20 protein-coding genes are annotated in these 22,210 nt (G+C 73.2%); 19 read left to right on the forward strand and 1 reads right to left on the reverse strand.

The features are described 5' to 3' along the window. The first annotated feature begins 59 nt into the window (after nucleotides 1–59). The 8 genes from bcp (at nucleotide 60) to ACFQ8Y_RS17825 (ending at nucleotide 8,921) form a co-directional block, all read left to right on the forward strand. A complete protein-coding gene (gene bcp, locus ACFQ8Y_RS17790; RefSeq protein WP_430550364.1) occupies nucleotides 60–536 on the forward strand; it encodes a thioredoxin-dependent thiol peroxidase in 477 nt (158 codons plus the stop codon). 62 nt (nucleotides 537–598) lie between these two features. Further along, entirely contained in the window at nucleotides 599–2,221 is a 1,623-nt protein-coding gene (aceB, locus tag ACFQ8Y_RS17795; protein WP_430586306.1) for a malate synthase A, read from the forward strand. Nucleotides 2,222–2,392: 171 nt separating this feature from the next. Then, nucleotides 2,393–2,689 carry an Asp-tRNA(Asn)/Glu-tRNA(Gln) amidotransferase subunit GatC gene (gatC, locus tag ACFQ8Y_RS17800; protein ID WP_429731461.1) on the forward strand — a complete coding sequence of 99 codons (297 nt, stop codon included), beginning with the start codon at nucleotides 2,393–2,395 and terminating at the stop codon, nucleotides 2,687–2,689. A 1-nt stretch (nucleotide 2,690) separates the two neighbouring features. Next, on the forward strand, nucleotides 2,691–4,211 hold the full coding sequence (gene gatA / locus ACFQ8Y_RS17805; RefSeq protein WP_430564967.1) for an Asp-tRNA(Asn)/Glu-tRNA(Gln) amidotransferase subunit GatA: 1,521 nt from the start codon (nucleotides 2,691–2,693) through the stop codon (nucleotides 4,209–4,211). 22 nt (nucleotides 4,212–4,233) lie between these two features. After that, on the forward strand, nucleotides 4,234–5,748 hold the full coding sequence (gene gatB / locus ACFQ8Y_RS17810) for an Asp-tRNA(Asn)/Glu-tRNA(Gln) amidotransferase subunit GatB (protein ID WP_430586307.1): 1,515 nt from the start codon (nucleotides 4,234–4,236) through the stop codon (nucleotides 5,746–5,748). After that, on the forward strand, nucleotides 5,748–6,332 hold the full coding sequence (locus tag ACFQ8Y_RS17815; protein WP_430550360.1) for a GNAT family N-acetyltransferase: 585 nt from the start codon (nucleotides 5,748–5,750) through the stop codon (nucleotides 6,330–6,332). The genes gatB and ACFQ8Y_RS17815 overlap by 1 nt, the downstream gene beginning before the upstream one ends. Before the next feature lie 146 nt (nucleotides 6,333–6,478). After that, a complete protein-coding gene (locus ACFQ8Y_RS17820) occupies nucleotides 6,479–7,312 on the forward strand; it encodes a bifunctional allantoicase/(S)-ureidoglycine aminohydrolase (protein ID WP_430550359.1) in 834 nt (277 codons plus the stop codon). Between the two features lie 88 nt (nucleotides 7,313–7,400). Then, complete coding sequence (locus ACFQ8Y_RS17825) at nucleotides 7,401–8,921, forward strand: peptide MFS transporter (protein ID WP_430550358.1); 1,521 nt, start codon at nucleotides 7,401–7,403, stop codon at nucleotides 8,919–8,921. A gap of 104 nt (nucleotides 8,922–9,025) precedes the next feature. Here ACFQ8Y_RS17825 and ACFQ8Y_RS17830 read toward each other — a convergent pair whose 3' ends face one another. Further along, a complete protein-coding gene (locus ACFQ8Y_RS17830; protein WP_430550357.1) occupies nucleotides 9,026–9,601 on the reverse strand; it encodes a DoxX family protein in 576 nt (191 codons plus the stop codon). 259 nt (nucleotides 9,602–9,860) lie between these two features. On the opposite strand from ACFQ8Y_RS17830, the gene ilvD (ACFQ8Y_RS17835) reads away from it, so the two are divergent. The 11 genes from ilvD (ACFQ8Y_RS17835) to ACFQ8Y_RS17885 all read left to right on the forward strand — a co-directional run bounded on the left by ilvD (ACFQ8Y_RS17835) (nucleotide 9,861) and on the right by ACFQ8Y_RS17885 (nucleotide 21,970). Further along, the gene (gene ilvD, locus ACFQ8Y_RS17835; protein WP_430586308.1) at nucleotides 9,861–11,723 is read left to right on the forward strand and encodes a dihydroxy-acid dehydratase; all 1,863 of its coding nucleotides are present in this window, start codon (nucleotides 9,861–9,863) and stop codon (nucleotides 11,721–11,723) included. Between the two features lie 85 nt (nucleotides 11,724–11,808). Beyond that, complete coding sequence (locus tag ACFQ8Y_RS17840; protein WP_430586309.1) at nucleotides 11,809–12,717, forward strand: tryptophan 2,3-dioxygenase; 909 nt, start codon at nucleotides 11,809–11,811, stop codon at nucleotides 12,715–12,717. After that, nucleotides 12,714–13,766, forward strand: coding sequence for an amidohydrolase (locus ACFQ8Y_RS17845; protein WP_430586310.1), 1,053 nt, complete (start codon nucleotides 12,714–12,716; stop codon nucleotides 13,764–13,766). The genes ACFQ8Y_RS17840 and ACFQ8Y_RS17845 overlap by 4 nt, the downstream gene beginning before the upstream one ends. Continuing rightward, nucleotides 13,763–15,025, forward strand: a complete 1,263-nt coding sequence (locus tag ACFQ8Y_RS17850) for a kynureninase (protein WP_430586311.1) — start codon at nucleotides 13,763–13,765, stop codon at nucleotides 15,023–15,025. The genes ACFQ8Y_RS17845 and ACFQ8Y_RS17850 overlap by 4 nt, the downstream gene beginning before the upstream one ends. Nucleotides 15,026–15,106: 81 nt before the next feature. Continuing rightward, nucleotides 15,107–15,550 carry a hypothetical protein gene (locus tag ACFQ8Y_RS17855; protein WP_430564112.1) on the forward strand — a complete coding sequence of 148 codons (444 nt, stop codon included), beginning with the start codon at nucleotides 15,107–15,109 and terminating at the stop codon, nucleotides 15,548–15,550. 51 nt (nucleotides 15,551–15,601) lie between these two features. Beyond that, on the forward strand, nucleotides 15,602–17,338 hold the full coding sequence (gene ilvD, locus ACFQ8Y_RS17860) for a dihydroxy-acid dehydratase (protein WP_430564113.1): 1,737 nt from the start codon (nucleotides 15,602–15,604) through the stop codon (nucleotides 17,336–17,338). Between the two features lie 58 nt (nucleotides 17,339–17,396). Continuing rightward, nucleotides 17,397–17,963 carry a pyridoxamine 5'-phosphate oxidase family protein gene (locus ACFQ8Y_RS17865; protein ID WP_430586312.1) on the forward strand — a complete coding sequence of 189 codons (567 nt, stop codon included), beginning with the start codon at nucleotides 17,397–17,399 and terminating at the stop codon, nucleotides 17,961–17,963. Nucleotides 17,964–18,002: 39 nt separating this feature from the next. Further along, nucleotides 18,003–18,317 carry a 4a-hydroxytetrahydrobiopterin dehydratase gene (locus ACFQ8Y_RS17870; protein WP_430550349.1) on the forward strand — a complete coding sequence of 105 codons (315 nt, stop codon included), beginning with the start codon at nucleotides 18,003–18,005 and terminating at the stop codon, nucleotides 18,315–18,317. Between the two features lie 45 nt (nucleotides 18,318–18,362). After that, on the forward strand, nucleotides 18,363–19,691 hold the full coding sequence (locus tag ACFQ8Y_RS17875) for a VOC family protein (RefSeq protein WP_430586313.1): 1,329 nt from the start codon (nucleotides 18,363–18,365) through the stop codon (nucleotides 19,689–19,691). Nucleotides 19,692–19,823: 132 nt separating this feature from the next. Then, nucleotides 19,824–20,885 carry an ABC transporter ATP-binding protein gene (locus ACFQ8Y_RS17880; protein WP_430550347.1) on the forward strand — a complete coding sequence of 354 codons (1,062 nt, stop codon included), beginning with the start codon at nucleotides 19,824–19,826 and terminating at the stop codon, nucleotides 20,883–20,885. Next, nucleotides 20,882–21,970, forward strand: coding sequence for an ABC transporter permease subunit (locus tag ACFQ8Y_RS17885; RefSeq protein WP_430564116.1), 1,089 nt, complete (start codon nucleotides 20,882–20,884; stop codon nucleotides 21,968–21,970). Before ACFQ8Y_RS17880 ends, ACFQ8Y_RS17885 begins: the two co-directional genes overlap by 4 nt. Nucleotides 21,971–22,210 lie beyond the last annotated feature (240 nt).

Genomic DNA, 22,210 nt, shown 5'->3' on the forward strand with positions numbered 1-22,210 from the left:
CCCAGGGCCGGCACCACCACGGTCCCCCCGTCACCGAGAAGAACGAACGAGGACGCACGATGACGCGACTCCAGCCGGGCGACACCGCCCCCGACTTCACCCTGACCGACTCCGCCGGCGCCGCCGTGTCCCTCGCGGACGTGCGTGCCGGGGCGGACAAGGGCGTGGTCGTGTACTTCTACCCGAAGGCGGGCACCCCCGGGTGCACCACCGAGGCGTGCGACTTCCGCGACAACCTCGCGTCGCTCGCGGGGGCGGGGTACGCCGTCGTCGGGGTCTCGGCCGACCCGGTCGAGGACATCCGCGCGTTCGTGGAGGCCGAGCACCTGACGTTCCCCCTGCTGAGCGACGCGGACCACGCCGTGGCCGACGCCTACGGCACGTGGGGCCCCAAGACGATCGGCGACCGGACGTTCGACGGGGTGCACCGCTGCACCTTCGTCGTCGAGCCGGACGGGACCCTGCGGTCCGCCGAGTACGACGTCGAGGCCACCGGGCACGTGGCCGCGCTGCGCGCGCAGCTCGTGGGTGCCTGAGCAAGGCTGGACCCGTTAGGGTTCACTCAGGCGATTCCGCTATGCGCAATCAGACTTTCACCATGCAACGCTTCGCAGAACAAGGAGGGACTGTCGTGGAGCTCCCCGACGGCCTGACCATCACCGCCGAGATCGGTGAGCGCGACACCGAGGTGCTCACCCCGGCCGCGCTCGACCTGATCGTGACCCTGCAGCGCGAGCTGGGCGCCCGCCGCCTCGAGCTGCTGGAGGCGCGGCAGCGTCGCCGCCAGGCGCTGGCCGACGGCGGCACGCTCGACTTCCTCCCGGAGACCGCGCACATCCGTGCCGACGACTCCTGGAAGGTCGCGGAGCCGGCCCCCGGGCTGGTCGACCGCCGCGTCGAGATCACCGGCCCGACCGACCGCAAGATGACCGTCAACGCGCTCAACTCCTGCGCGAAGTGCTGGCTCGCGGACCAGGAGGACGCCAACACGCCGCAGTGGAGCAGCGTGGTCGGCGGCCAGCTCAACCTGCTCGACGCGATCAACCGCACGATCGACTTCACGATCGAGGAGACCGGCAAGCGGTACGAGCTCAAGCCGGACGACGAGCTGGCGACGATCATCATGCGCCCCCGTGGGTGGCACATGAGCGAGAAGCACATCCTGGTCGACGGCGAGCAGACCTCGGGTTCCCTGGTCGACTTCGCGCTCTACGTCGCCACCGCGGGCCTGCGGCAGATCGAGAAGGGCCTCGGGCCGTACTTCTACCTGCCGAAGATGGAGTCGCACCTCGAGGCGCGGCTCTGGAACGACGCGTTCGTCCTCGCGCAGGACGCGCTCGGCATCCCGCGCGGCACCATCCGCGCCACCGTGCTCATCGAGACCATCCCGGCCGCGTTCGAGATGGAGGAGATCCTCTACGAGCTGCGCGAGCACTCCGCGGGCCTCAACGCCGGCCGCTGGGACTACCTGTTCTCCGTGGTGAAGAACTTCCGCACCCGGGGCGCGGAGTTCCTGCTGCCCGACCGCAACCAGATCACCATGACGGTGCCGTTCATGCGGGCCTACACCGAGCTGCTGGTCTCGACCTGCCACCAGCGCGGCGCGCACGCCATCGGCGGCATGGCCGCGTTCATCCCGAGCAAGGACGCCGAGGCCAACGAGCAGGCCTACGCCAAGGTGAGCGCCGACAAGGCGCGGGAGGCCGGCGACGGCTTCGACGGCTCGTGGGTGGCGCACCCCGGCATGGTCGCCACGTGCAAGGAGGCCTTCACCGCGGTGCTCGGCGACCGGCCGAACCAGATCGACCGCAAGCGCGAGGACGTGCGCGTCACGGCCGCCGACCTGCTGTCCGTCGACAAGACGCCCGGCACGGTCACCGAGGCCGGCCTGCGCAACAACGTGTCCGTCGGCATCCAGTACCTCCAGGCCTGGCTGGGCGGCCTCGGCGCCGTCGCCATCTTCGGCCTCATGGAGGACGCCGCGACCGCGGAGATCTCCCGGTCGCAGGTGTGGCAGTGGCTGCACAACGGCGTCGTCCTCGCCGACACCGGCGAGAAGGTGACGCGCGAGCTCGTCGACCGCATCGTCGAGGAGGAGGTGGCGAAGCTCCCGGGCGGCGCCGCCGCCTTCGACGAGGCGCGGACCACCTTCCAGGAGGTCGCCGTGGCCGACGAGTACATCGACTTCCTCACGACGGCCGCCTACGAGCGGATGGACTGAGGAACCCGGCACCGCTCGGCTGCGACGGGGGCGCCGAGCACCGCCGGTGCGTGACGGCCGGGACCACGTTCTGTGACGTGGTCCCGGCCGTTTCGTCCGCCCGGTTTCGTCGGCTGCGCCGACACCTGGGGACAACGTCCCCGACACATGCATCCCACTAGACTGGCGGCCATGTCCACCATCTCCCGAGACGAGGTCGCGCGCGTCGCCGCCCTGGCCCGGATCGACCTGCGCGACGACGAGGTCGACCGGCTCGCCGGCGAGCTCGACGTCATCGTCGACTCGATCGCCCGCGTGCGCGAGGTCGCCACCCCCGACGTGCCGGCCACCAGCCACCCGCTGCCCCTGACGAACGTGTTCCGCGAGGACGTGCCCCAGCCGGCGCTGCCCGTGGCCGACGTGCTGGCCGCCGCGCCGGACGCGCAGGACGGGCGCTTCGCCGTCCCGCAGATCCTCGGGGAGGAGTGAGATGACGGACCTGACCCGCCTCAGCGCGGCGGAGCTCGCCGCGACCCTCGCGCGCAAGGAGGCCTCGAGCGTCGAGGCCACGCGCGCGCACCTGGACCGCATCGCGGCCGTCGACGGCGACGTGCACGCGTTCCTGCACGTGAGCGAGGACGACGCGCTGGCCACCGCCGCCGACGTCGACTCCCGCCGTGCCGCCGGCGAGGAGCTGCACCCGCTGGCCGGCGTGCCGATCGCCGTCAAGGACGTCGTCGTGACGAAGGGCCTGCCCTCCACGGCGGGTTCCAAGATCCTCGAGGGCTGGATCCCGCCGTACGACGCGACGCTCGTCGAGAAGCTCCGTGCCGCGGGCCTGCCGATCCTCGGCAAGACGAACATGGACGAGTTCGCGATGGGCTCCTCCACCGAGCACTCCGCGTTCGGCAACACCCACAACCCGTGGGACCTCGACCGCATCCCCGGCGGCTCGGGCGGCGGCTCGGCGGCCGCCGTGGCCGCCTTCGAGGCGCCGCTCGCGATCGGCACCGACACCGGCGGCTCGATCCGTCAGCCGGGCGCCGTCACCGGCACCGTCGGCGTGAAGCCCACCTACGGCGGCGTCTCGCGCTACGGGCTCATCGCGATGGCCTCGTCGCTGGACCAGGCCGGCCCCGTCACGCGCACCGTGCTCGACTCGGCGCTGCTGCACGAGCTCATCGGCGGCCACGACCCGCGCGACTCGACGTCGATCCCCGAGCCGCTCCCGCCCCTCGTGGAGGCCGCGCGCCAGGGCGCGCTGGGCGACCTGTCGGGCCTGCGCGTCGGCGTCGTCACGCAGCTCCAGGGCGAGGGCTACCAGCCCGGCGTGCTCGCGCGGTTCCACGAGTCGCTCGAGCTGCTGACCAAGGCCGGGGCCGAGGTCGTCGAGGTCTCCTGCCCGAGCTTCGACTACGCGCTCGCGGCGTACTACCTGATCATGCCGGCGGAGGCGTCGAGCAACCTCGCGAAGTTCGACGGCATGCGCTTCGGCCTGCGCGTCGAGCCGGCCGACGGCCCCGTCACCGCGGAGCGCGTCATGGCCGCCACCCGTGGCGCCGGCTTCGGCGACGAGGTCAAGCGCCGCGTCGTGCTCGGCACCTACGCCCTGTCGGCGGGCTACTACGACGCCTACTACGGCAGCGCGCAGAAGGTCCGCACGCTCATCCAGCGCGACTTCGACGCCGCGTTCGCGCGGGCCGACGTGTTGGTCTCGCCCACCGCGCCGACGACGGCGTTCAAGCTGGGGGAGAAGCTGGACGACCCGCTGGCGATGTACCTCAACGACGTCGCGACCATCCCGGCCAACCTCGCCGGCGTGCCGGGCATCTCGGTGCCGAACGGCCTGGCCGAGTCGTCGGAGGGCGGCGTCGGTCTGCCCACAGGTTTCCAGATCCTCGCGCCGGCCAAGGCTGACGACCGCCTCTACCGCGTAGGCGCCGCGCTCGAGTCGGCCCTCGAGTCCACCTGGGGCGCCCCGCTGCTGTCGCGCGCGCCCGAGCTGGGCTGACGGAGAACAGGAGAACATCGCTGTGACCACGACCACCCACGGGACCCCTGCTCTCGTCTCCTACGACGACGCCGTGCGCCGCTACGACCCGGTGATCGGCATCGAGGTGCACGTCGAGCTCGGCACCCGCACCAAGATGTTCTGCCCGGCCGAGCAGTCGTTCGGCGCGGAGCCGAACACGCAGACCACGCCGGTGTCGCTCGGCCTGCCGGGCGCGCTGCCCGTCGTCAACGGCACCGCCGTCGAGTACGCGATCCGCATCGGCCTGGCGCTCAACTGCCAGATCGCGGAGAGCTGCCGGTTCGCCCGGAAGAACTACTTCTACCCGGACGTGCCGAAGAACTTCCAGACGTCGCAGTACGACGAGCCGATCGCCTTCGAGGGCTGGCTCGACGTCGAGCTCGAGGACGGCACGGTGCACCGCGTCGAGATCGAGCGCGCGCACATGGAGGAGGACGCCGGCAAGAACACGCACGTCGGCGGCTCCGCCGGCCGCATCCACGGCGCGGAGTACTCGCTGGTCGACTACAACCGCGCCGGCGTGCCGCTGGTGGAGATCGTCACGAAGCCGATCACCGGCGCGGGGGAGCGGGCGCCCGAGGTGGCGCGCGCCTACGTGCAGGCGCTGCGCGACATCTTCCGCGTGCTCGACGTGTCCGAGGCCCGCATGGAGCGCGGCAACGTCCGCGCCGACGTCAACCTGTCGCTGCGCGCGACCCCCGAGTCGCCGCTCGGCACGCGCACGGAGACGAAGAACGTCAACTCCTTCCGTTCCGTGGAGCGGGCGGTGCGGTACGAGGTGTCGCGGCAGGCCGCGATCCTCGACGCGGGCGAGACGGTGATCCAGGAGACGCGGCACTTCCACGAGGAGGACGGCTCGACGTCGCCCGGCCGCGTGAAGTCCGACGCCGAGGACTACCGGTACTTCCCGGAGCCCGACCTCGTGCCCGTCGCGCCGTCGCGCGAGTGGGTCGAGGAGATCCGCGCGACGCTGCCCGAGCTGCCGCAGGCCAGGCGCCGCCGCCTCCACGACGAGTGGGGCTTCGCGGACGCGGAGATGCGCGACGTCGTCAACGCCGGGGCGCTCGACCTCATCGAGGCGACCGTCGCCGCCGGGGCCACGCCGGCCGCCGCGCGCAAGTGGTGGATGGGCGAGCTGGCCCGCCGGGCCAAGCAGGACGAGGTCGAGCTCGCGGACCTCGCGATCACGCCCGCGCAGATCGGTGAGCTCCAGCGGCTCGTCGACTCCGGCCGCATCAACGACAAGATCGCCCGCCAGGTGCTCGACGGCGTGCTCGCCGGCGAGGGGGACCCGGAGGCGGTCGTCGTGGCCCGCGGGCTGGAGGTCGTGTCCGACGACGGCCCGCTCCTCGAGGCCATCGACGTGGCGCTCGCGGCGCAGCCCGACATCGTCGAGAAGGTGCGCGGCGGCAACCAGGGCCCGGTCGGGGCCATCATCGGCGCGGTGATGAAGGCGACGAAGGGGCAGGCGGACGCCAAGCGCGTCCGGGAGCTGGTGCTGGAGAGGATCGGCTGATGCGGTCGCCCGTCCTGCACGGGGAGCTCGTGCGCCTGCGCCCGATCGAGGCGCGGGACGCCGACCGGCTCTGGGCGTCGCTGCGCGACCCGGACGGCGGCCGGCTGACGGGCATGGGCACGAACGCCGCGTCGTCCCGCGCCGAGGTGGACTCCTGGGCCGCGAGCGCGGCAGACCTCCCCGGCCGGTACGACTGGGCGATCACGTCCGCCGCCGTGCGGGACGGGGAGCTCGTCAGCGACGACCTGCTCGGCGAGATCTCCCTCGACCGGGTGGACCTCGAGCTGCGGTCGGCGAACCTGCGCCTGCGGATGATGCCGGACTACCGGGGCCGCGGGTACGGGCGCGAGGCCATCGGAGAGGTGCTGCGCTTCGCCTTCGACGGCGCCTCCGGCCCGGGCCTGCACCGCGTGAGCCTCGCGGTGATCAGCGTCAACCCGCGGGCCCGCGCCCTGTACGACTCGCTCGGCTTCCGGGAGGAGGGGCGCCTGCGCGACGCCTTCCGCGACGGGCAGGGCTGGGCGGACGCCGTCGTCATGAGCATCCTCGAGGACGAGTTCCGCGCGGGGGCCGGCACGGACTGAGCTCGTCGTCGGCCGATCCGTCCGGCACCTCTGCAGCGTCGAGGCCCTTGTCGGGCGGCGTTGACATGGTGCCCGCTCCGCTCTAAATTCGGATCGTAGAAACAGTATTCCGAAACATGGAATCGACGGCTCGATGAGGAGAGACGATGACGCAGCCCCAGACCACCCGCTACTACACGCCGCAGGGCGGGCTGCCCGGGCAGGAGGAGCTGCTCACCGACCGGGCGATCGTCACGGAGGCGTACACCGTCATCCCGCGCGGCGTGCTGCGCGACATCGTCACGTCGAACCTGCCCGGCTGGGACCGGACCCGCCTGTGGGTGCTCGCGCGCCCCGTCGAGGGCTTCGCGACGACCTTCGCGCAGTACGTCGTCGAGGTCTCCCCGGGCGGCGGGACCGACCGCGGCGAGGTCGAGGACACCGTGCAGTCCGTCGTCTTCGTCACGGAGGGCACGCTGACCCTCACGGTCGGCGGCGAGGAGCACACCCTCGAGCCCGGCGGCTACGCGTACCTCGCCGCCGGCGACGAGTGGTCGCTGCACAACCGCTCGGGCGCCAAGGCCGCGTTCCAGTGGGTCCGCAAGGTCTACGAGCGCGTCGACGGCTACGAGGCGAAGACCTTCGTCACCCGCGAGCAGGACATCGAGCCGCGCCCCATGCCGGACACGGACGGCGCCTGGGCCACCACGCGCTTCGTCGACCCCGACGACCTCGCGCACGACATGCACGTCAACATCGTGACGTTCCAGCCCGGCGGCTCCATCCCGTTCGCGGAGACGCACATCATGGAGCACGGCCTGTACGTGCTCGAGGGCAAGGCCGTGTACCGCCTCAACGGCGACTGGGTCGAGGTGCAGGAGGGCGACTTCATGTGGCTGCGCGCCTTCTGCCCGCAGGCCTGCTACGCCGGGGGCCCGAAGCCGTTCCGCTACCTGCTCTACAAGGACGTCAACCGCCAGGTGAAGCTCGACCGCCGCTGACCGCGGCACCACCTCACGACCGGGCGACCGGGTGCCCCTACCGGGGCGCCCGGTCGCCGTCGTCTCCCGCCGGTGCGAGAGTTTTTTCATGACCGATCAGGCAGCGGCGCCGTCGCACCCGGAGCACGAGGGCGACCGCGCGTTCTTCGGGCACCCGCGCGGCCTCATGACCCTGGCCGGCACGGAGCTGTGGGAGCGGTTCAGCTACTACGGGATGCGCGCCATCCTCCTGTACTACCTGACCGACACGGTGGCCAACGGCGGCCTCGGGATGGACGCCACCACCGGCGCCGCGTTCGTCTCGATCTACGGCACGTCGGTGTACCTGCTGTCGGTGGTCGGCGGCTGGCTCGCCGACCGGATGATCGGGGCCCGGCGCGCGGTGCTGTACGGCGGGATCGTCATCGCCGCCGGCCACGTGTCGCTCACCCTGCCCACGTACGGCTTCTCCATGCTGGGGATCGGCCTGGTCGCGTTCGGCACCGGCCTGCTCAAGCCCAACGTGTCGTCGATGGTGGGCGAGCTGTACTCGCGCGACGACGAGCGTCGCGACCCGGCGTTCTCGATCTTCTACATGGGGATCAACATCGGGTCGTTCTTCTCCCCGCTGATCGTGGGCGTCGTCGAGCAGGCGTGGGGCTACCACGCGGGCTTCGCGGTGGCGGCGATCGGGATGGCGTTCGCGCTCGTCTTCTTCGTCGGCGGCTACCGGTACCTCGGTGCCGCGGGGACGGACGTGCCGAACCCGATCACGCCCGAGGACCGCCCCGCCGTGGTGCGGCTCGGGCTCTACGTGGTCGGCGCCATCGTCGTGGCCGCCGCCCTGGCCGCGGTCGTCGCCGGGGGCTGGGCCGTCGAGACGTTCATCGACGCCGTGTCGTACCTCGCCCTCGTGACGCCGGTCGTGCTGCTCGTCGTGATGTACCGCTCGAAGCGCGTGACGGCGGCCGAGCGTCCGCGCGTCGTCGCGTACGTGCCGCTCTTCGTCGCCGCGATGCTGTTCTGGATGATCTTCGAGCAGGCGGCGACGACGCTCGCGGCGTTCGCCGCCGACCGCACCCAGCTCGAGCTGTTCGGCATCAGCCTGTCGCCCGCCTTCTTCCAGTCGGTCAACCCGGCGTCGATCATCATCCTGGCGCCGGTGTTCGCGTGGATCTGGACGAAGACGGGGGACCGGCCGCCCACGGCGTACAAGTTCGTCATCGGCCTGACGCTGGCGGCCCTGTCGTTCCTGTTCCTCGCGGGGATGTCGGCCGTCTTCGCCGACGAGCTCGCCCCGCCGTGGGTGCTCATCGGGGTCTACGTGATCCAGACGCTCGGCGAGCTGTGCCTGTCGCCGGTTGGGATCGCGGCGACGACGCTGCTGGCGCCGCGAGCGTTCCGCGGCCAGGCGATGGCCCTGTGGTTCCTGTCGTCGGCCGCCGGCCAGGCGATCACCGCGCAGACCATCGAGGCGACCGAGGGGGTCTCCGACACCGCCTACTTCGGCGGCATCGGCGTGGTGGCGCTGGCGTTCGCGGGGGTCCTCCTGCTGCTGGCCCCGTGGGTGACGCGGCACATCCGCCACGCGGACGAGCTGGAGCACACCCACAGCGCCGGCGCGTCCTGACCGCGCCGGCGCCGTGGGGGCGCCGGGTGCCTCGGGTGCCTCGGGTGCCTCGGGCGGCTCCGGGCGGCTCCGGGCGGCTCCGGGCGGCTCCGGGCGGCTCCGCGTCAGCGCAGCCAGCTCGCGCTGCCGGGCACCGGCGAGGCGGCCCACGCGCGGCCGAGGCCCCAGGTGTCGCCGGCGCGGGTGAGCGCGAGAGCGGCCAGCAGCGCCGTGAAGACGAGGTGCTGGTCGACCAGCGGGTTCTGCGAGCCGGCGGCGAAGGGCCACGTCGAGAGCCACAGCGTGAGCATGAGCAGCCCGCCCGCCACGGCGGCCACGCGCAGCCCGATGCCGAGCAGGAGCGCGATCCCCGTGCCGAGCATCCCGAGCATGAACAGCCAGTCGACGGCGGGGCCGCTCAGCGCGGCGAAACCGGCGGCCAGCGGGCTCTCGATCGAGCTCAGGTAGCCCTCGGTCGGCGAGCTGCCCGCCACCCAGGCCCGCTCGTCCGGCGTGGCGTACCCGAGGCCGAAGGTCTTGTCGGCCACGGGCCACAGGAACACCACGGCCAGGAGGATGCGACACAGCGCGAGGGCGCGTCGCGCGCCGGGCCGGGTGACGACGCGGTCGGCGTCCTCCCCGTTGCGGGCGTGGTCGGTGACGGTCGTGCCGGTCGTGCTGCCTGCGGCGGTCGCGGTCATGAGTGAGCTCCCTGATCGTGGTGCGCTGCGTGGTGCCTGCGAGATGGACGTGGTGCGTCCGATTTGGACGGATTACTGATGAACCTGGGACAACTTGCCAAGGTCTCCGGCGCGTCGCAACCATTTCGTGACCTTCGGATCGTTTCAGCAGGTGAACCGACCACTGGGCGGACGGATGCCCGCGATGCGGGACAGCGGGCGTAGCGTGCTCGTGCGCGTCGTCCGCGACGGCGCGGCAGAACTCGTCGAAGGAGCTGACATGAGCCGTCCCCTGCGCTCTCGGACGTCCACCCACGGCCGCAACATGTCCGGTGCCCGCGCGCTCTGGCGCGCCACCGGCATGGGCTCGGAGGACTTCGGCAAGCCGATCATCGCGATCGCGAACTCGTACACGCAGTTCGTCCCCGGTCACGTCCACCTCAAGGACATGGGCGACCTGGTCGCCTCGGCGATCCGCGAGGCGGGCGGCGTGTCCAAGGAGTTCAACACCATCGCCGTGGACGACGGCATCGCGATGGGCCACGCCGGGATGCTCTACTCGCTGCCCAGCCGCGACCTCATCGCGGACTCGGTCGAGTACATGGTCAACGCGCACTGCGCCGACGCCCTCGTGTGCATCTCCAACTGCGACAAGATCACGCCGGGCATGCTCAACGCGGCGCTGCGGCTCAACATCCCGGTGATCTTCGTGTCGGGCGGGCCGATGGAGGCCGGCAAGGCCGTCGTCGCCGACGGCGTCGCGAAGACGCCCCTGAACCTCATCAACGCGATCAACTACTCGGCCGACGACAACGTGTCCGACGCCGCGCTGGCCCAGGTCGAGGAGAACGCCTGCCCGACGTGCGGCTCGTGCTCCGGCATGTTCACGGCGAACTCGATGAACTGCCTCACGGAGGCGCTCGGGCTGTCGCTGCCGGGCAACGGCTCCACGCTGGCCACGCACGCCGCCCGCAAGGAGCTCTTCCTCGAGGCGGGTCGCACCATCGTCGACCTCGCGAAGCGCTACTACGAGGACGAGGACGACTCCGCCGCCCCGCGCTCGATCGCCACGAAGGCGGCGTTCTCGAACGCCATGGCGCTCGACGTCGCGATGGGCGGCTCCACCAACACGGTGCTGCACATCCTGGCCGCGGCCCAGGAGGGCGAGGTCGACTTCGACCTCACGGACATCGAGGCGATCAGCCGCCGCGTGCCGTGCCTGAGCAAGGTGGCGCCGAACCACCCGGACTTCCACATGGAGGACGTGCACCGCGCCGGCGGCATCCCCGCGCTGCTGGGGGAGCTGGACCGTGCGGGCCTGCTCGACCACGACGTCACCTCCGTGCACACACCCACGCTGCGCGCGTGGCTCGACGACTGGGACGTGCGGGGCGGCAACGCCACCGAGCGGGCGCAGGAGCTCTTCCACGCCGCCCCCGGCGGGGTCCGCACCACCCAGGCCTTCTCGACGTCCAACGTCTGGGAGAGCCTCGACACCGACGCCGCGAACGGCTGCATCCGCGACCTTGAGCACGCGTACACCGTGGAGGGCGGCCTGGCCGTGCTGCGCGGCAACCTCGCCGAGGACGGCGCGGTCTTCAAGACCGCGGGCGTCGACCCCGACGTCTTCCACTTCGTGGGGAAGGCCCTCGTCTGCGAGTCGCAGGACGACGCGGTCGAGAAGATCCTCACCAAGCAGGTCCAGCCGGGACACGTCGTCGTCGTGCGCTACGAGGGCCCCGCCGGCGGCCCCGGCATGCAGGAGATGCTCTACCCGACGTCGTTCATCAAGGGCCGCGGCCTGGGCAAGGTCTGCGCCCTCATCACCGACGGTCGGTTCTCCGGCGGGTCGAGCGGCATCTCCGTGGGGCACGTGTCGCCCGAGGCGGCGGCCGGCGGCACGATCGGGCTGATCGAGGACGGGGACGAGATCGAGATCGACGTCGACACCCGACTGATCCGCGTCAACGTGCCGGACGAGGTGCTCGCCGAGCGGCGCGCCAAGATGGAGGCCCGCGAGAACCCGTGGCAGCCGCTGAACCGCGACCGCTACGTCTCCCCGGCGCTGCAGGCGTACGCCGCGATGGCGACGTCGGCCGACCGCGGCGCGGTGCGCGACGTGTCCCTCATCGCGCGCCGCTGACACCGGCGGACCCTCGACGGCGCCCGCCCCGACCCCGTGCCGGGGTGTGGGCGGGCGCCGCGCGCGCTGCCTTAGGCTCCGGGGCATGGTCGACCAGCCCGAGCCCCCCGCCGCGCCCCCTGCCCCGTCCAACGAGCGCGAGCTGGAACCGGGGATCGTCACGGACCTGCGCGAGCGCATGACCTACGGCTCGTACCTGCACCTGGACACGCTCCTGGCCGCGCAGGAGCCGATCAGCAGCCCCGCGCACCACGACGAGATGCTGTTCATCGTGCAGCACCAGACCACGGAGCTGTGGCTCAAGCTCGTGCTGCACGAGCTGGTCTCCGCGCGCGACCTGCTCGCCGCGGACGAGCTCGGCGCGGCGCTCAAGCGCATCGCCCGCGTCAAGCACGTGCAGCGCACGCTCACCGAGCAGTGGTCGGTGCTCGCGACGCTCACGCCCAGCGAGTACGCCCAGTTCCGCGGCTTCCTCGGGAACGCGTCCGGCTTCCAGTCGTGGCAGTACCGGGCGGTCGAGTTCCTGCTGGGCAACAAGAACGCCCGCATGCTCGCGGTGTTCGACGCCGAGCCCGAGGCGCAGGCAGAGCTCGCGCGGCTGCTCGGCGAGCCCAGCGTGTACGACGAGTTCCTGCGCTACCTCTCCCGCCACGGCCACGACGTGCCGCGACGCGTGCTCGAGCGCGACGTCACGACAGCGCACACGCTCGACGACGACCTGGTCGAGGTGTTCCGCCGGATCTACGCCGACCCCGAGTCGGACTGGTCGGCGTACGAGACGTGCGAGGAGCTCGTCGACCTCGAGGACAACTTCCAGCTCTGGCGCTTCCGCCACATGAAGACCGTGCTGCGCATCATCGGCACCAAGCGGGGCACCGGGGGCTCCAGCGGCGTCGGCTTCCTCCAGCGGGCTCTCGACCTCACCTTCTTCCCCGAGCTCTTCGCCGTGCGCACCGAGCTCGGCGCGACGGCCGGACCGGGCGCCCGGTCGTGACCGGAGCGCTGGTCGTGCCCCCGGGTGTCGCCCCGGTCGGCCTCCCTGCCGACGTCCCGCCCGAGGTGCGGCGCCGGCTGGGGGAGGGCGGCACGCTGCTGCCGCCGTTCACGGACGCGCATGTGCACCTGGGGCTGGTGGACCCGGCGCCGCTGCGTTCCCGCGGCGTCGCCGCGGTGCACGACCTGGGCTGGATCCCCGACGACGTCGCGGCCCTGGCCGCCGACCCGGCGCTGCCGCGCGTCGCGTACGCGGGCGCGTTCCTCACCGCGCCGGGCGGGTATCCGAGCGACCGGTCGTGGGCGCCCCCGGGAGCGGTCGAGGAGGTCGCCGACCCGGCCGCCGCCGTCGCGGCCGTGGACCGGCAGGTCGCGGCGGGCGCGTCGTTCGTCAAGGTCGCCCTGCACGGCGACGCCGGCCCGGTGCCCGACGACGTCACCCTGGCCGCCGTCGTCGGACGGGCGCACGAGCGCGGGACCGACGTCGTCGCGCACGCCGAGGGGCCGGGCCAGGCGGTGCGGGCGTTCGAGGCGGGCGTCGACCGGCTCGCGCACGCGCCCTTCAGCGAGCGCCTGCCCGACGAGCTGCTCGTCGCGATGGCCGCCGGCAGGGCGACGGGTGGGCCGACAGGGCGACGGTCGATGACCTGGCTCAGCACGCTCGACATCCACGGCTGGGGCGACCCGACGCGCGAGCACGAGGCGGCGCTGGACAACGTGCGCCGCTTCGTCGCGGCCGGCGGACGGGTCCGGTACGGCACCGACCTCGGCAACGGTCCGCTGCCCGTGGGGCTGAACGCCCGCGAGCTCGCCGCGCTCGCGGCGGCCGGACTCGGCCGGCGGTCGCTGCTCGTCGCGCTGGTCGGCGACGAGCCGCCCGCCGGCCTCGTGTCGTTCGTGCCCGGCCCGGCGCCCGCCCCGGCCGACCCGGGCGCTGTCCACGCCGCCTGGCTCGCCCGCGCGACCGTCCTCGACGTCGCCGACCTGCGGGACCCGGACTTCGCCCCGCCTGCCGACACCCACCCGCCCGCCGACGGAGGAGCCGCATGACCGAGAACGCCACCGCCCGCGCCGCCACGCTGGACGCCGCCGACCCGCTGGCGCGGTTCAAGGCCGCGTTCGTCGACTCCACGGAGGTGACCGCCTACCTCGACGGCAACTCGCTCGGCCGCCCCACGAAGGCGTCGGCCGAGCGGCTCGCCCGCTTCGCGCCCGACGTGTGGGGCGCGCGCCTCATCCGCGGCTGGGACGAGGAGTGGTACGACCTGCCCCTGCGCGTCGGTGACCGCGTCGGCACGGTCGCGCTCGGCGCGGGGCCGGGCCAGACGTTCGTCGGCGACTCGACGACGGTGATCCTCTACAAGCTGGTGCGGGCCGCGCTGGCGTCCCCGCGCGTCGCCGGGCGCGACGAGATCGTGCTCGACGCCGGCAACTTCCCGACCGACCGCTTCGTCCTGGAGGGTGTCGCGCGCGAGCACGGCGCCACGCTGCGCTGGATCGCCCCGGACCACGACGGCGGAGTCACGCCCGAGCAGGTGTCCGCCGTCCTGTCCGACCGGACGGCGCTCGTGGTGCTCAGCCACGTCGCCTACCGCTCCGGGTACGTGAGCGACGCCGCGGAGATCACGCGGCGTGCGCACGGCGCCGGGGCGCTCGTGCTGTGGGACCTGTGCCACTCCGCCGGCGCGGTGCCCGTCGCGCTGGACGCGTGGGGTGCCGACCTCGCCGCCGGGTGCACGTACAAGTACCTCAACGGCGGGCCCGGGTCACCCGCGTTCGGCTACGTCCGCGCCGACCTCCAGGAGGAGCTCACCCAGCCGATCCAGGGCTGGATGGGCAGCGACCAGCCGTTCGAGATGGGCCCCGCCTACGCGCCGCACGCCGGGGTGCGACGATTCCTGTCGGGCACCCCCGCGATCGTCGGGATGCTCGCGATGCAGGACATGCTCGACCTCCTCGCCGACGCCGGGCTGGACGCCGTCCGCGCGAAGTCGGTGGCGCTCACCCGGTTCGCCCTGGAGCTGGTGGACGACCTGCTCGTTCCGCTCGGCGTCCGGGTCGCGTCGCCGCGCGACGACGACCGGCGGGGGAGCCACGTGACCGTCGACCACGACGCGTTCGCCGACACCCTGCCGCTGCTGTGGGAGCGGGGCATCATCCCCGACTTCCGCCGGCCGAACGGGCTGCGCCTCGGACTCTCGCCGCTGTCGACGTCGTTCGACGAGCTGCGCGTCGGCGTCGAGGCGGTACGCGACGCGCTGGTCGAGGTCACCAGGGCGCGCGAGCAGGAGCCCTCCCGACCAGCATGAGGGCGAGGCGGCGCCGCGCCGCCCGGACCGAGGGAGCGCACGCATGCACGAGGTCGTCGCCCGGACCGAGGGAGCGCACGCATGCACGAGGTCGTCGCCCGGACGCCTCGTCAGACCCGGCTGTTCTGGGGGCTGCTGGTCACCTGGACCTGCGTGCTCGCGGTGAACACCGCGCGGCTGGCCGGCGGCGCGGACCGGTCGACCGTCGTCCTGGCCGTCGTGGCCGCGCTCGGGATGGTGGCCGCGCTGGCGCAGCTCGTGGCGTCCAGGAGCGGGCAGCTCGTCCTGACCGACGACGAGCTCCGGGTGGAGCGGCGTCGTCGCCCTCTGGCGATCCCCCGCGCCGACGTCCGCGCGGTGCGCGGCAACCTCCGGGACCGGCCCACCTGGTCCGACCAGGTCATCGTCGAGCACGCCGGGGGCGAGACGCGGCTGCCGCGGTACGACCTCGCGCCGGGCCTCGTGATCGCCCGCCTGCAGGAGTGGGCCCGCGTGGGCGAGCGCCCGGACGGCGCCGCCGGCTGAGGGATCGTCGCCCGCCGCGACCACGGGCGGCGCCGCTCCTACAGTGAGTCCATGAGCGCCGACGCCCCAGCCACCCCGGACCTCACGACCGATCGCGCACCGGATCTCAAGCCCCGCTCCCGCCAGGTCACCGACGGCCTGGAGGCCACCGCCGCGCGCGGCATGCTGCGCGCCGTCGGCCTCGGGGACGCCGACTTCGCGAAGCCGCAGATCGGCGTCGCGAGCTCGTGGAACGAGATCACGCCGTGCAACCTGTCGCTCGACCGGCTGTCGCAGGCGGTGAAGCACGGCGTGCACGCCGGCGGCGGCTACCCGCTCGAGTTCGGCACCATCTCCGTCTCCGACGGCATCTCCATGGGGCACGAGGGCATGCACTTCTCGCTCGTGTCGCGCGACGTCATCGCCGACTCCGTGGAGACGGTGATGCAGGCGGAGCGGCTGGACGGCTCGGTCCTCCTCGCGGGCTGCGACAAATCGCTCCCGGGGATGCTCATGGCGGCCGCGCGCCTCGACCTCGCGAGCGTGTTCCTCTACGCCGGCTCGATCATGCCCGGCTGGGTGAAGCTGTCCGACGGCACCGAGAAGGACGTGACGATCATCGACGCGTTCGAGGCCGTGGGGGCCTGCGCGCGCGGGCTGATGAGCGAGGAGGACGTCGGCCGGATCGAGCGCGCGATCTGTCCCGGCGAGGGTGCGTGCGGCGGCATGTACACGGCGAACACGATGGCGTCGGCCGCCGAGGCGCTCGGCATGTCGCTGCCCGGGTCGGCCGCGCCTCCGTCCGCCGACCGCCGCCGCGACGCGTTCGCGCAGGCGTCCGGCGAGGCGGTCGTGGAGCTGCTGCGGCGCGGCATCACCGCGCGGCAGATCCTCACCAAGGAGGCCTTCGAGAACGCCATCGCCGTGGTGATGGCGTTCGGCGGCTCGACGAACGCGGTGCTGCACCTGCTCGCCATCGCGCACGAGGCCGAGGTGGAGCTCACCCTCGACGACTTCTCCCGCGTCGCCGACCGCGTGCCGCACCTCGGCGACCTCAAGCCGTTCGGCCGGTACGTCATGAACGACGTCGACCGCATCGGGGGCGTGCCCGTGGTGATGAAGGCGCTGCTCGACGCCGGGCTGCTGCACGGCGACTGCCTCACGGTCACGGGCCGCACGGTCGCGGAGAACCTCGCGGACATCGACCCGCCCGACCCGGACGGCAAGATCCTGCGTGCCCTCGACCGGCCGATCCACCCCACGGGCGGCATCACGATCCTGCACGGGTCGCTGGCCCCCGAGGGCGCGGTCGTGAAGTCGGCGGGGTTCGACTCCGACGTCTTCGAGGGCACCGCCCGCGTCTTCGAGCGCGAGCGGAGCGCCCTGGACGCGCTGGAGGACGGCACCATCACCGCCGGCGACGTCGTCGTCATCCGCTACGAGGGCCCCAAGGGCGGCCCGGGGATGCGCGAGATGCTCGCCATCACCGGCGCGATCAAGGGCGCCGGCCTCGGCAAGGACGTGCTGCTCATCACCGACGGGCGGTTCTCCGGCGGCACCACCGGGCTGTGCGTCGGGCACATCGCGCCCGAGGCCGTCGACGCAGGGCCGATCGCGTTCGTGCGCGACGGCGACCGGATCCGGCTCGACGTCGCGAGCAAGACGCTCGACCTGCTGGTCGACGACGCCGAGCTCGCCGCCCGCCGGACGGCGGACTGGACCCCCGTGCCGCACGGCTACACCCGCGGGGTGCTCGCCAAGTACACGAAGCTGGTGCAGTCCGCGTCCAAGGGCGCCGTGCTGGGCTGAGCGCCCACCACCCGGTCGGCCGTCGACCGGCCGCGGCCCGCGCGGCAGGATGGCGCCCATGGGAAAGGTGCACGAACGTATCGACGGCCGGTTGCGGGGCTTCGTCGAGTCGCAGCACGTGTTCTTCGTCGCCACCGCCCCGCTCGCCGGGGACGGGCGCGTGAACGTCTCGCCCAAGGGGGTCGACGGGTCGTTCGTCGTGGTCGACGAGCACACCGTGGCCTACCTCGACCTCACGGCGTCGGGCGCGGAGACGATCGCGCACCTGCGCGAGAACGGCCGGATCACCCTCATGTTCTGCGCCTTCGACGGGCCCCCGAACACCGTCCGCCTGCACGGCCGGGGGCGCGTCGTGACGCTGTACGACGACGAGTACGCGTCGTGGGAGCCGCGGTTCACCGAGCGGCGCGGGGCGCGGGCCGTGATCGTGGTCGACGTCGATCGGGTCTCCGACTCCTGCGGGTACGGCGTGCCCCTGCTCGACTACGCGGGCGAGCGCGACCTGCTGCCGCCGTTCATGGACCGCAAGGGCGCCGACGGGCAGGCCGACTACCGCCGGCAGAAGAACCGCACGAGCATCGACGGCCTCCCGGCGTTCGACGACGACCCCCTGCCCGCCGGCTGACACCGCGCGAACGGTGCGCGGTCGGGCCATGCTGGGCGCATGACCGACTCGATCACCCCGCGACAGTTCGCCCACTCCGACGGCGTCGGCGACTGGCACGCGGACGAGGGCTCCGCGTGGGCCGTGTTCCGCAGCGGGTCCTTCGCCGCCGGGGCGCGGTTCGTGGACGCGATCGCCGAGATCGCGGACGCCGTGAACCACCACCCCGACGTGGACCTGCGCTACGGCACCGTCCTGGTCCGCACCTCGTCGCACGACGCCGGCGGCCTGACGACGCGCGACGTGGACCTGGCCCGGCGGATCAGCGACGCCGCGGCCGAGCTGGAGCTGCCGGTCGAGACGTCGCGGCACTGACGCCGTCGGTCACCGCAGCCAGGACGCCGACGGACGGGGGAGGCCATGCCCGACGAGATCACCGCGGCCGGGTTCGAGGCCGCCGGGGGCACCGAGGACTGGCGTGCCCTCGCCCGCGGCGCGAGCGCCCTCTTCCGCACGCGTGCTCCCGGCCAGGGCGCCGTCCTCCTCGAGCGGGTCCGCGTGCTCGCGGACGCGGCGAACCACCACCCGGACGTCGACCTGCGGGCGGGCGGCGTCGTCGTGCGCGTGCTGTCCCACGACGTCGGCGGCCTGAGCGAGCGCGACGTCGCGCTGGCCCGGGAGGTCTCCGCCGCGGCGGCGGATCTCGGGCTCGACGCCGACCCTTCGGCCGTGCAGGACGTGGAGCTGACCGTCGACGCCGCCGACCGCGAGCAGGTCATGCCCTTCTGGGGAGTGGTCCTCGGGCACACCCGCTCCGGGGCGGACCTCCTCGACCCGCACGGGCGGTGGCCCGGCGTCTGGTTCCAGGCCATGGACGAGCCGCGGCCCCTGCGCAACCGGCTGCACCTCGACGTCTTCGTGCCCCACGACGTGCGGCAGGCGCGCGTCGACGCGGCGCTCGCGGCCGGGGGCCGGGTCACGACCGAGGAGTTCGTGCCGCACTGGTGGACGCTGGCGGACGCGGAGGGGAACGAGGCGGACGTCATCGCCTGGGAGGGGTTCGAGGAGGACCTGGCCGACGGCCTGCTCACGCCCGCGGAGTTCCGGGCGGCGGGCGGCGTGGAGGACTGGCGGGTGCTCCTGGGGGCCAGCGCGTACTACGCGACGGGCGGCTTCGACGCGGGCGTCGAGCTGGTCGCCCGGGCGGCCCGCGCGGCCGAGGAGGCCGGCGTGCCGCTGTTCGCCGACCTGCGGTACTCCGGCGTCACCCTGCGCGTCGGACCGCCCGAGGACGGCTGGATCGGCCCCGCCCGGCTCGGGGTGGCGCAGCGGGCGCAGGCCGCCGCCCGCGACCTCGGGCTGCGCGCCGAGCCCGCCGTCCTGCGCGACGTCCAGCTCACGTTCGACGCCCTCGACGTCGACGCGGTGCGCCGGTTCTGGGCGGCGGCGCTCGGCTACGCCGAGCGCGGGACGACGGACCTGTACGACCCCCTGCTGCGCGGTCCCTCGGTGTTCCTGCAGCCGATGGCCGAACCGCGCGAGCAGCGCAACCGGGTCCACGTGGACGTCATGGTCCCCGCGGACGTCGCCGACGCACGCGTGGCCGCCGCCGTCGCGGCCGGCGGCACGGTCGTGCGGGACGCGGAGGCGCCGTTCTGGCGCACGGTCGCGGACCCCGAGGGCAACGAGGTGGACATCGCCGTGATCCCGGGGCGTGCCGAGGCGTGGGCGGGCGAGCCGGCCGGGTGAACCGTCGCAGCAGGGTCAACCTCGGGTAGCGGAGACCTTTCGCCCACGTCAAGGCTGCTCTATCCTCCCTGGCAGCGCCGTCGTCCGACGGGCGCGACCGACAGGCCGCGCCGCGGCCACGAGGAGGTGGCGGTGGCCGTGCTCGACGGTGCCCGGGGTGGTGGAGAGCTCGCGATCGAGACGCGAGGGCTCCGCAAGACGTACCGGAGCGTGCGAGGGAGGTCGGTCGGGGTCGAGGGCCTCGACCTGCAGGTGCCCGTGGGCGGCGTGCACGGGTTCCTCGGCCCCAACGGGTCAGGGAAGACGACGACGATCCGCATGCTCCTGGGCCTGGTCCGGCCCGACCGCGGGACCGCGACGATCTTCGGGCACGAGGTGCCGAAGCGGCTGCCCGAGGTGGTGGGACGGGTCGGCGCCATCGTCGAGAGCCCCAAGTTCTTCCCCGCGTTCAGCGCCCGCCGCAACCTGCGCCTGCTCGCCGACGCGATCGACGCCCCCGCCGGCCGGGTGGACGCCGTCATCGACGAGGTCGGGCTCACCGGGCGGGCACGCGACAAGTACAAGGGCTACTCGCTCGGCATGAAGCAGCGGCTCGCGATCGCGGCGACCCTGCTCAAGGACCCCGACCTGCTCATCTTCGACGAGCCCACCAACGGCCTCGACCCCGCGGGCATCCGGGAGATCCGGCAGACCATGCGAGGCCTCGCCGACCAGGGCAAGACCGTGCTGGTGTCCAGCCACATCCTGGCCGAGGTCGAGCAGATCGCCGACACGGTCTCGATCGTGGCCCGCGGGCGGCTCGTCGCCTCGGGCCGGGTGGCCGACCTCATCGGTGCCGGCTCCGCGACCGGGTCGGTCCGGCTGCGCGTCGCGCCGACGGACCTGACCATCGCGACCAGCGTGCTCGAGACCAGCGGGCTGCTCGTGCGGCGCGAGCACGACGCGCTGCTCGTCGACGGCGCCGCCGACCCCGCGGCCGTGAACCGCGCCCTCGGCGAGCGTGGCGTGTGGGTGCGCGAGCTCACCCCGCTCCAGGCCGACCTCGAGTCGGTGTTCCTGGGCCTCACGGCGCACGAGACGCCCGGCGGTCACACGCACCAGGGCGACCGCACGCGTCGTGGTGGCCCGCCGCCCGAGCCGGCGCACTCCGCGACGACGCCGGCCACCCCGGCGGCCCCGGAGGCGGACGCATGAGCCGCCTGCTGCGCGTCGAGCTGCGCCGGTTGTGGGCGCGCCAGATCACGCGCTGGGCGTGCGTCGGAGTTCTCGCGCTGGTCGCCCTGAGCGGCGCGGCGACGTTCCTGTCGGCGCCCCCGCCGAGCGCCCAGGAGGTCGCGAACGCGCAGGAGATGTTCGCGTCCGACCAGGAGGAGTGGGAGAAGGACGGGGAGCAGCAGGTCGCCGACTGCGAGGCCGCGGCCGAGGCCGAAGGCCTCACCCCGCAGGAGTGGGGCTGCGACCAGCTGGCCCCCCGCCTGGACTGGTACCTGCCGCCCACGCAGACCTTCGTCCCCGACGAGGCCCAGGTCGAGATGCTCTACGGGGAGCCCGAGGTCAACGCGCAGGACGGCGCGACCCGGGCCGCCGTGACGGAGATCCAGGCCTCGGTGTGGAACGGGTGGTCGGGTCTCGCGTCGCTCGACGACCTCGCGGTGCTGCTGCTCCTCGTCGCGCTGGTGGTCGGGGTGAGCTTCGTGACCGCCGAGATCAACAGCGGGTCGCTGGGGATGTGGCTCACGTTCGAGCCGCGTCGGCAGCGCGTGTACTGGTCGAAGGCGGTGGCCGCCGCGCTCGGCACGGTCCCGCTGGTGCTGGTCGGGTTCGCGCTCCTGGTCGGCGCCTCGTACGCGGTGTACGCCTCGTTCGGCACGCTCGGCGACCTCACCGGCGCCGTCTGGCTGGAGGTCGCCGCGTTCACCGGGCGCCTCGTCGCGGCCGGGGCCGTGCTCGCCGCGCTCGGCGTGGCGCTCGGCACGCTGTTCAAGCACGCGGCCGCCGCCGTCGGTCTGGTCGGCGTGGTCGCCTGGGCCTGCGTGGCCTTCGCCTACTCGTTCGGCGAGGTGCAGCGCTGGCTGCCGACGACGGCGCTCTCGGCCTGGTTGCAGGGCGGGTACGTGTACACGACGGAGCGGTGCACCCCGGACGCCGACGGCGTGTTCTCGTGCGTCCCGGTGGACCACGTCGTGACCACCGCGCAGGGCGGGCTGACCGTCGCGGCGCTCGCCGTCGTCGTCACTCTGCTCGCGCTGCTCGTGTTCCGGCGTCGCGACGTGAGCTGACCGTGAGCTGACCGTCGCCGTCGCGGCGCAGGTCGTGAGCCCGGTGACCCCCATGCTGTCCGCATGATGGGACACCGGGCTCACGACGTGACATCGGCGAACCGCGGGCGTAACGTTCGATCCGTGCAGACGATCCTCGTAGTACTTCTTCCCGGGCGCGCCGACTAGGCCCACGCACCAGGCTTCGTCAGCGCGCTCACCCCTCGTCAGTCCCGTCATCCCGGGACCGGGGGGTTTTTC

This window comes from Isoptericola sp. NPDC056605 (assembly GCF_042792795.1).
Taxonomy (GTDB): Bacteria; Actinomycetota; Actinomycetes; order Actinomycetales; family Cellulomonadaceae; genus Isoptericola.

Bases quoted from the DNA above. Each gene is read 5' to 3' on its own strand.
- bcp (WP_430550364.1), top strand. From the start codon at position 60: ATGACGCGACTCCAGCCGGGCGACACCGCCCCCGACTTCACCCTGACC.
- aceB (WP_430586306.1), top strand. From the start codon at position 599: ATGCAACGCTTCGCAGAACAAGGAGGGACTGTCGTGGAGCTCCCCGAC.
- gatC (WP_429731461.1), top strand. From the start codon at position 2,393: ATGTCCACCATCTCCCGAGACGAGGTCGCGCGCGTCGCCGCCCTGGCC.
- gatA (WP_430564967.1), top strand. From the start codon at position 2,691: ATGACGGACCTGACCCGCCTCAGCGCGGCGGAGCTCGCCGCGACCCTC.
- ACFQ8Y_RS17815 (WP_430550360.1), top strand. From the start codon at position 5,748: ATGCGGTCGCCCGTCCTGCACGGGGAGCTCGTGCGCCTGCGCCCGATC.
- ACFQ8Y_RS17820 (WP_430550359.1), top strand. From the start codon at position 6,479: ATGACGCAGCCCCAGACCACCCGCTACTACACGCCGCAGGGCGGGCTG.
- ACFQ8Y_RS17825 (WP_430550358.1), top strand. From the start codon at position 7,401: ATGACCGATCAGGCAGCGGCGCCGTCGCACCCGGAGCACGAGGGCGAC.
- ACFQ8Y_RS17830 (WP_430550357.1), bottom strand. From the start codon at position 9,601: ATGACCGCGACCGCCGCAGGCAGCACGACCGGCACGACCGTCACCGAC.
- ilvD (WP_430586308.1), top strand. From the start codon at position 9,861: ATGAGCCGTCCCCTGCGCTCTCGGACGTCCACCCACGGCCGCAACATG.
- ACFQ8Y_RS17840 (WP_430586309.1), top strand. From the start codon at position 11,809: ATGGTCGACCAGCCCGAGCCCCCCGCCGCGCCCCCTGCCCCGTCCAAC.
- ACFQ8Y_RS17850 (WP_430586311.1), top strand. From the start codon at position 13,763: ATGACCGAGAACGCCACCGCCCGCGCCGCCACGCTGGACGCCGCCGAC.
- ACFQ8Y_RS17855 (WP_430564112.1), top strand. From the start codon at position 15,107: ATGCACGAGGTCGTCGCCCGGACGCCTCGTCAGACCCGGCTGTTCTGG.
- ilvD (WP_430564113.1), top strand. From the start codon at position 15,602: ATGAGCGCCGACGCCCCAGCCACCCCGGACCTCACGACCGATCGCGCA.
- ACFQ8Y_RS17865 (WP_430586312.1), top strand. From the start codon at position 17,397: ATGGGAAAGGTGCACGAACGTATCGACGGCCGGTTGCGGGGCTTCGTC.
- ACFQ8Y_RS17870 (WP_430550349.1), top strand. From the start codon at position 18,003: ATGACCGACTCGATCACCCCGCGACAGTTCGCCCACTCCGACGGCGTC.
- ACFQ8Y_RS17875 (WP_430586313.1), top strand. From the start codon at position 18,363: ATGCCCGACGAGATCACCGCGGCCGGGTTCGAGGCCGCCGGGGGCACC.
- ACFQ8Y_RS17885 (WP_430564116.1), top strand. From the start codon at position 20,882: ATGAGCCGCCTGCTGCGCGTCGAGCTGCGCCGGTTGTGGGCGCGCCAG.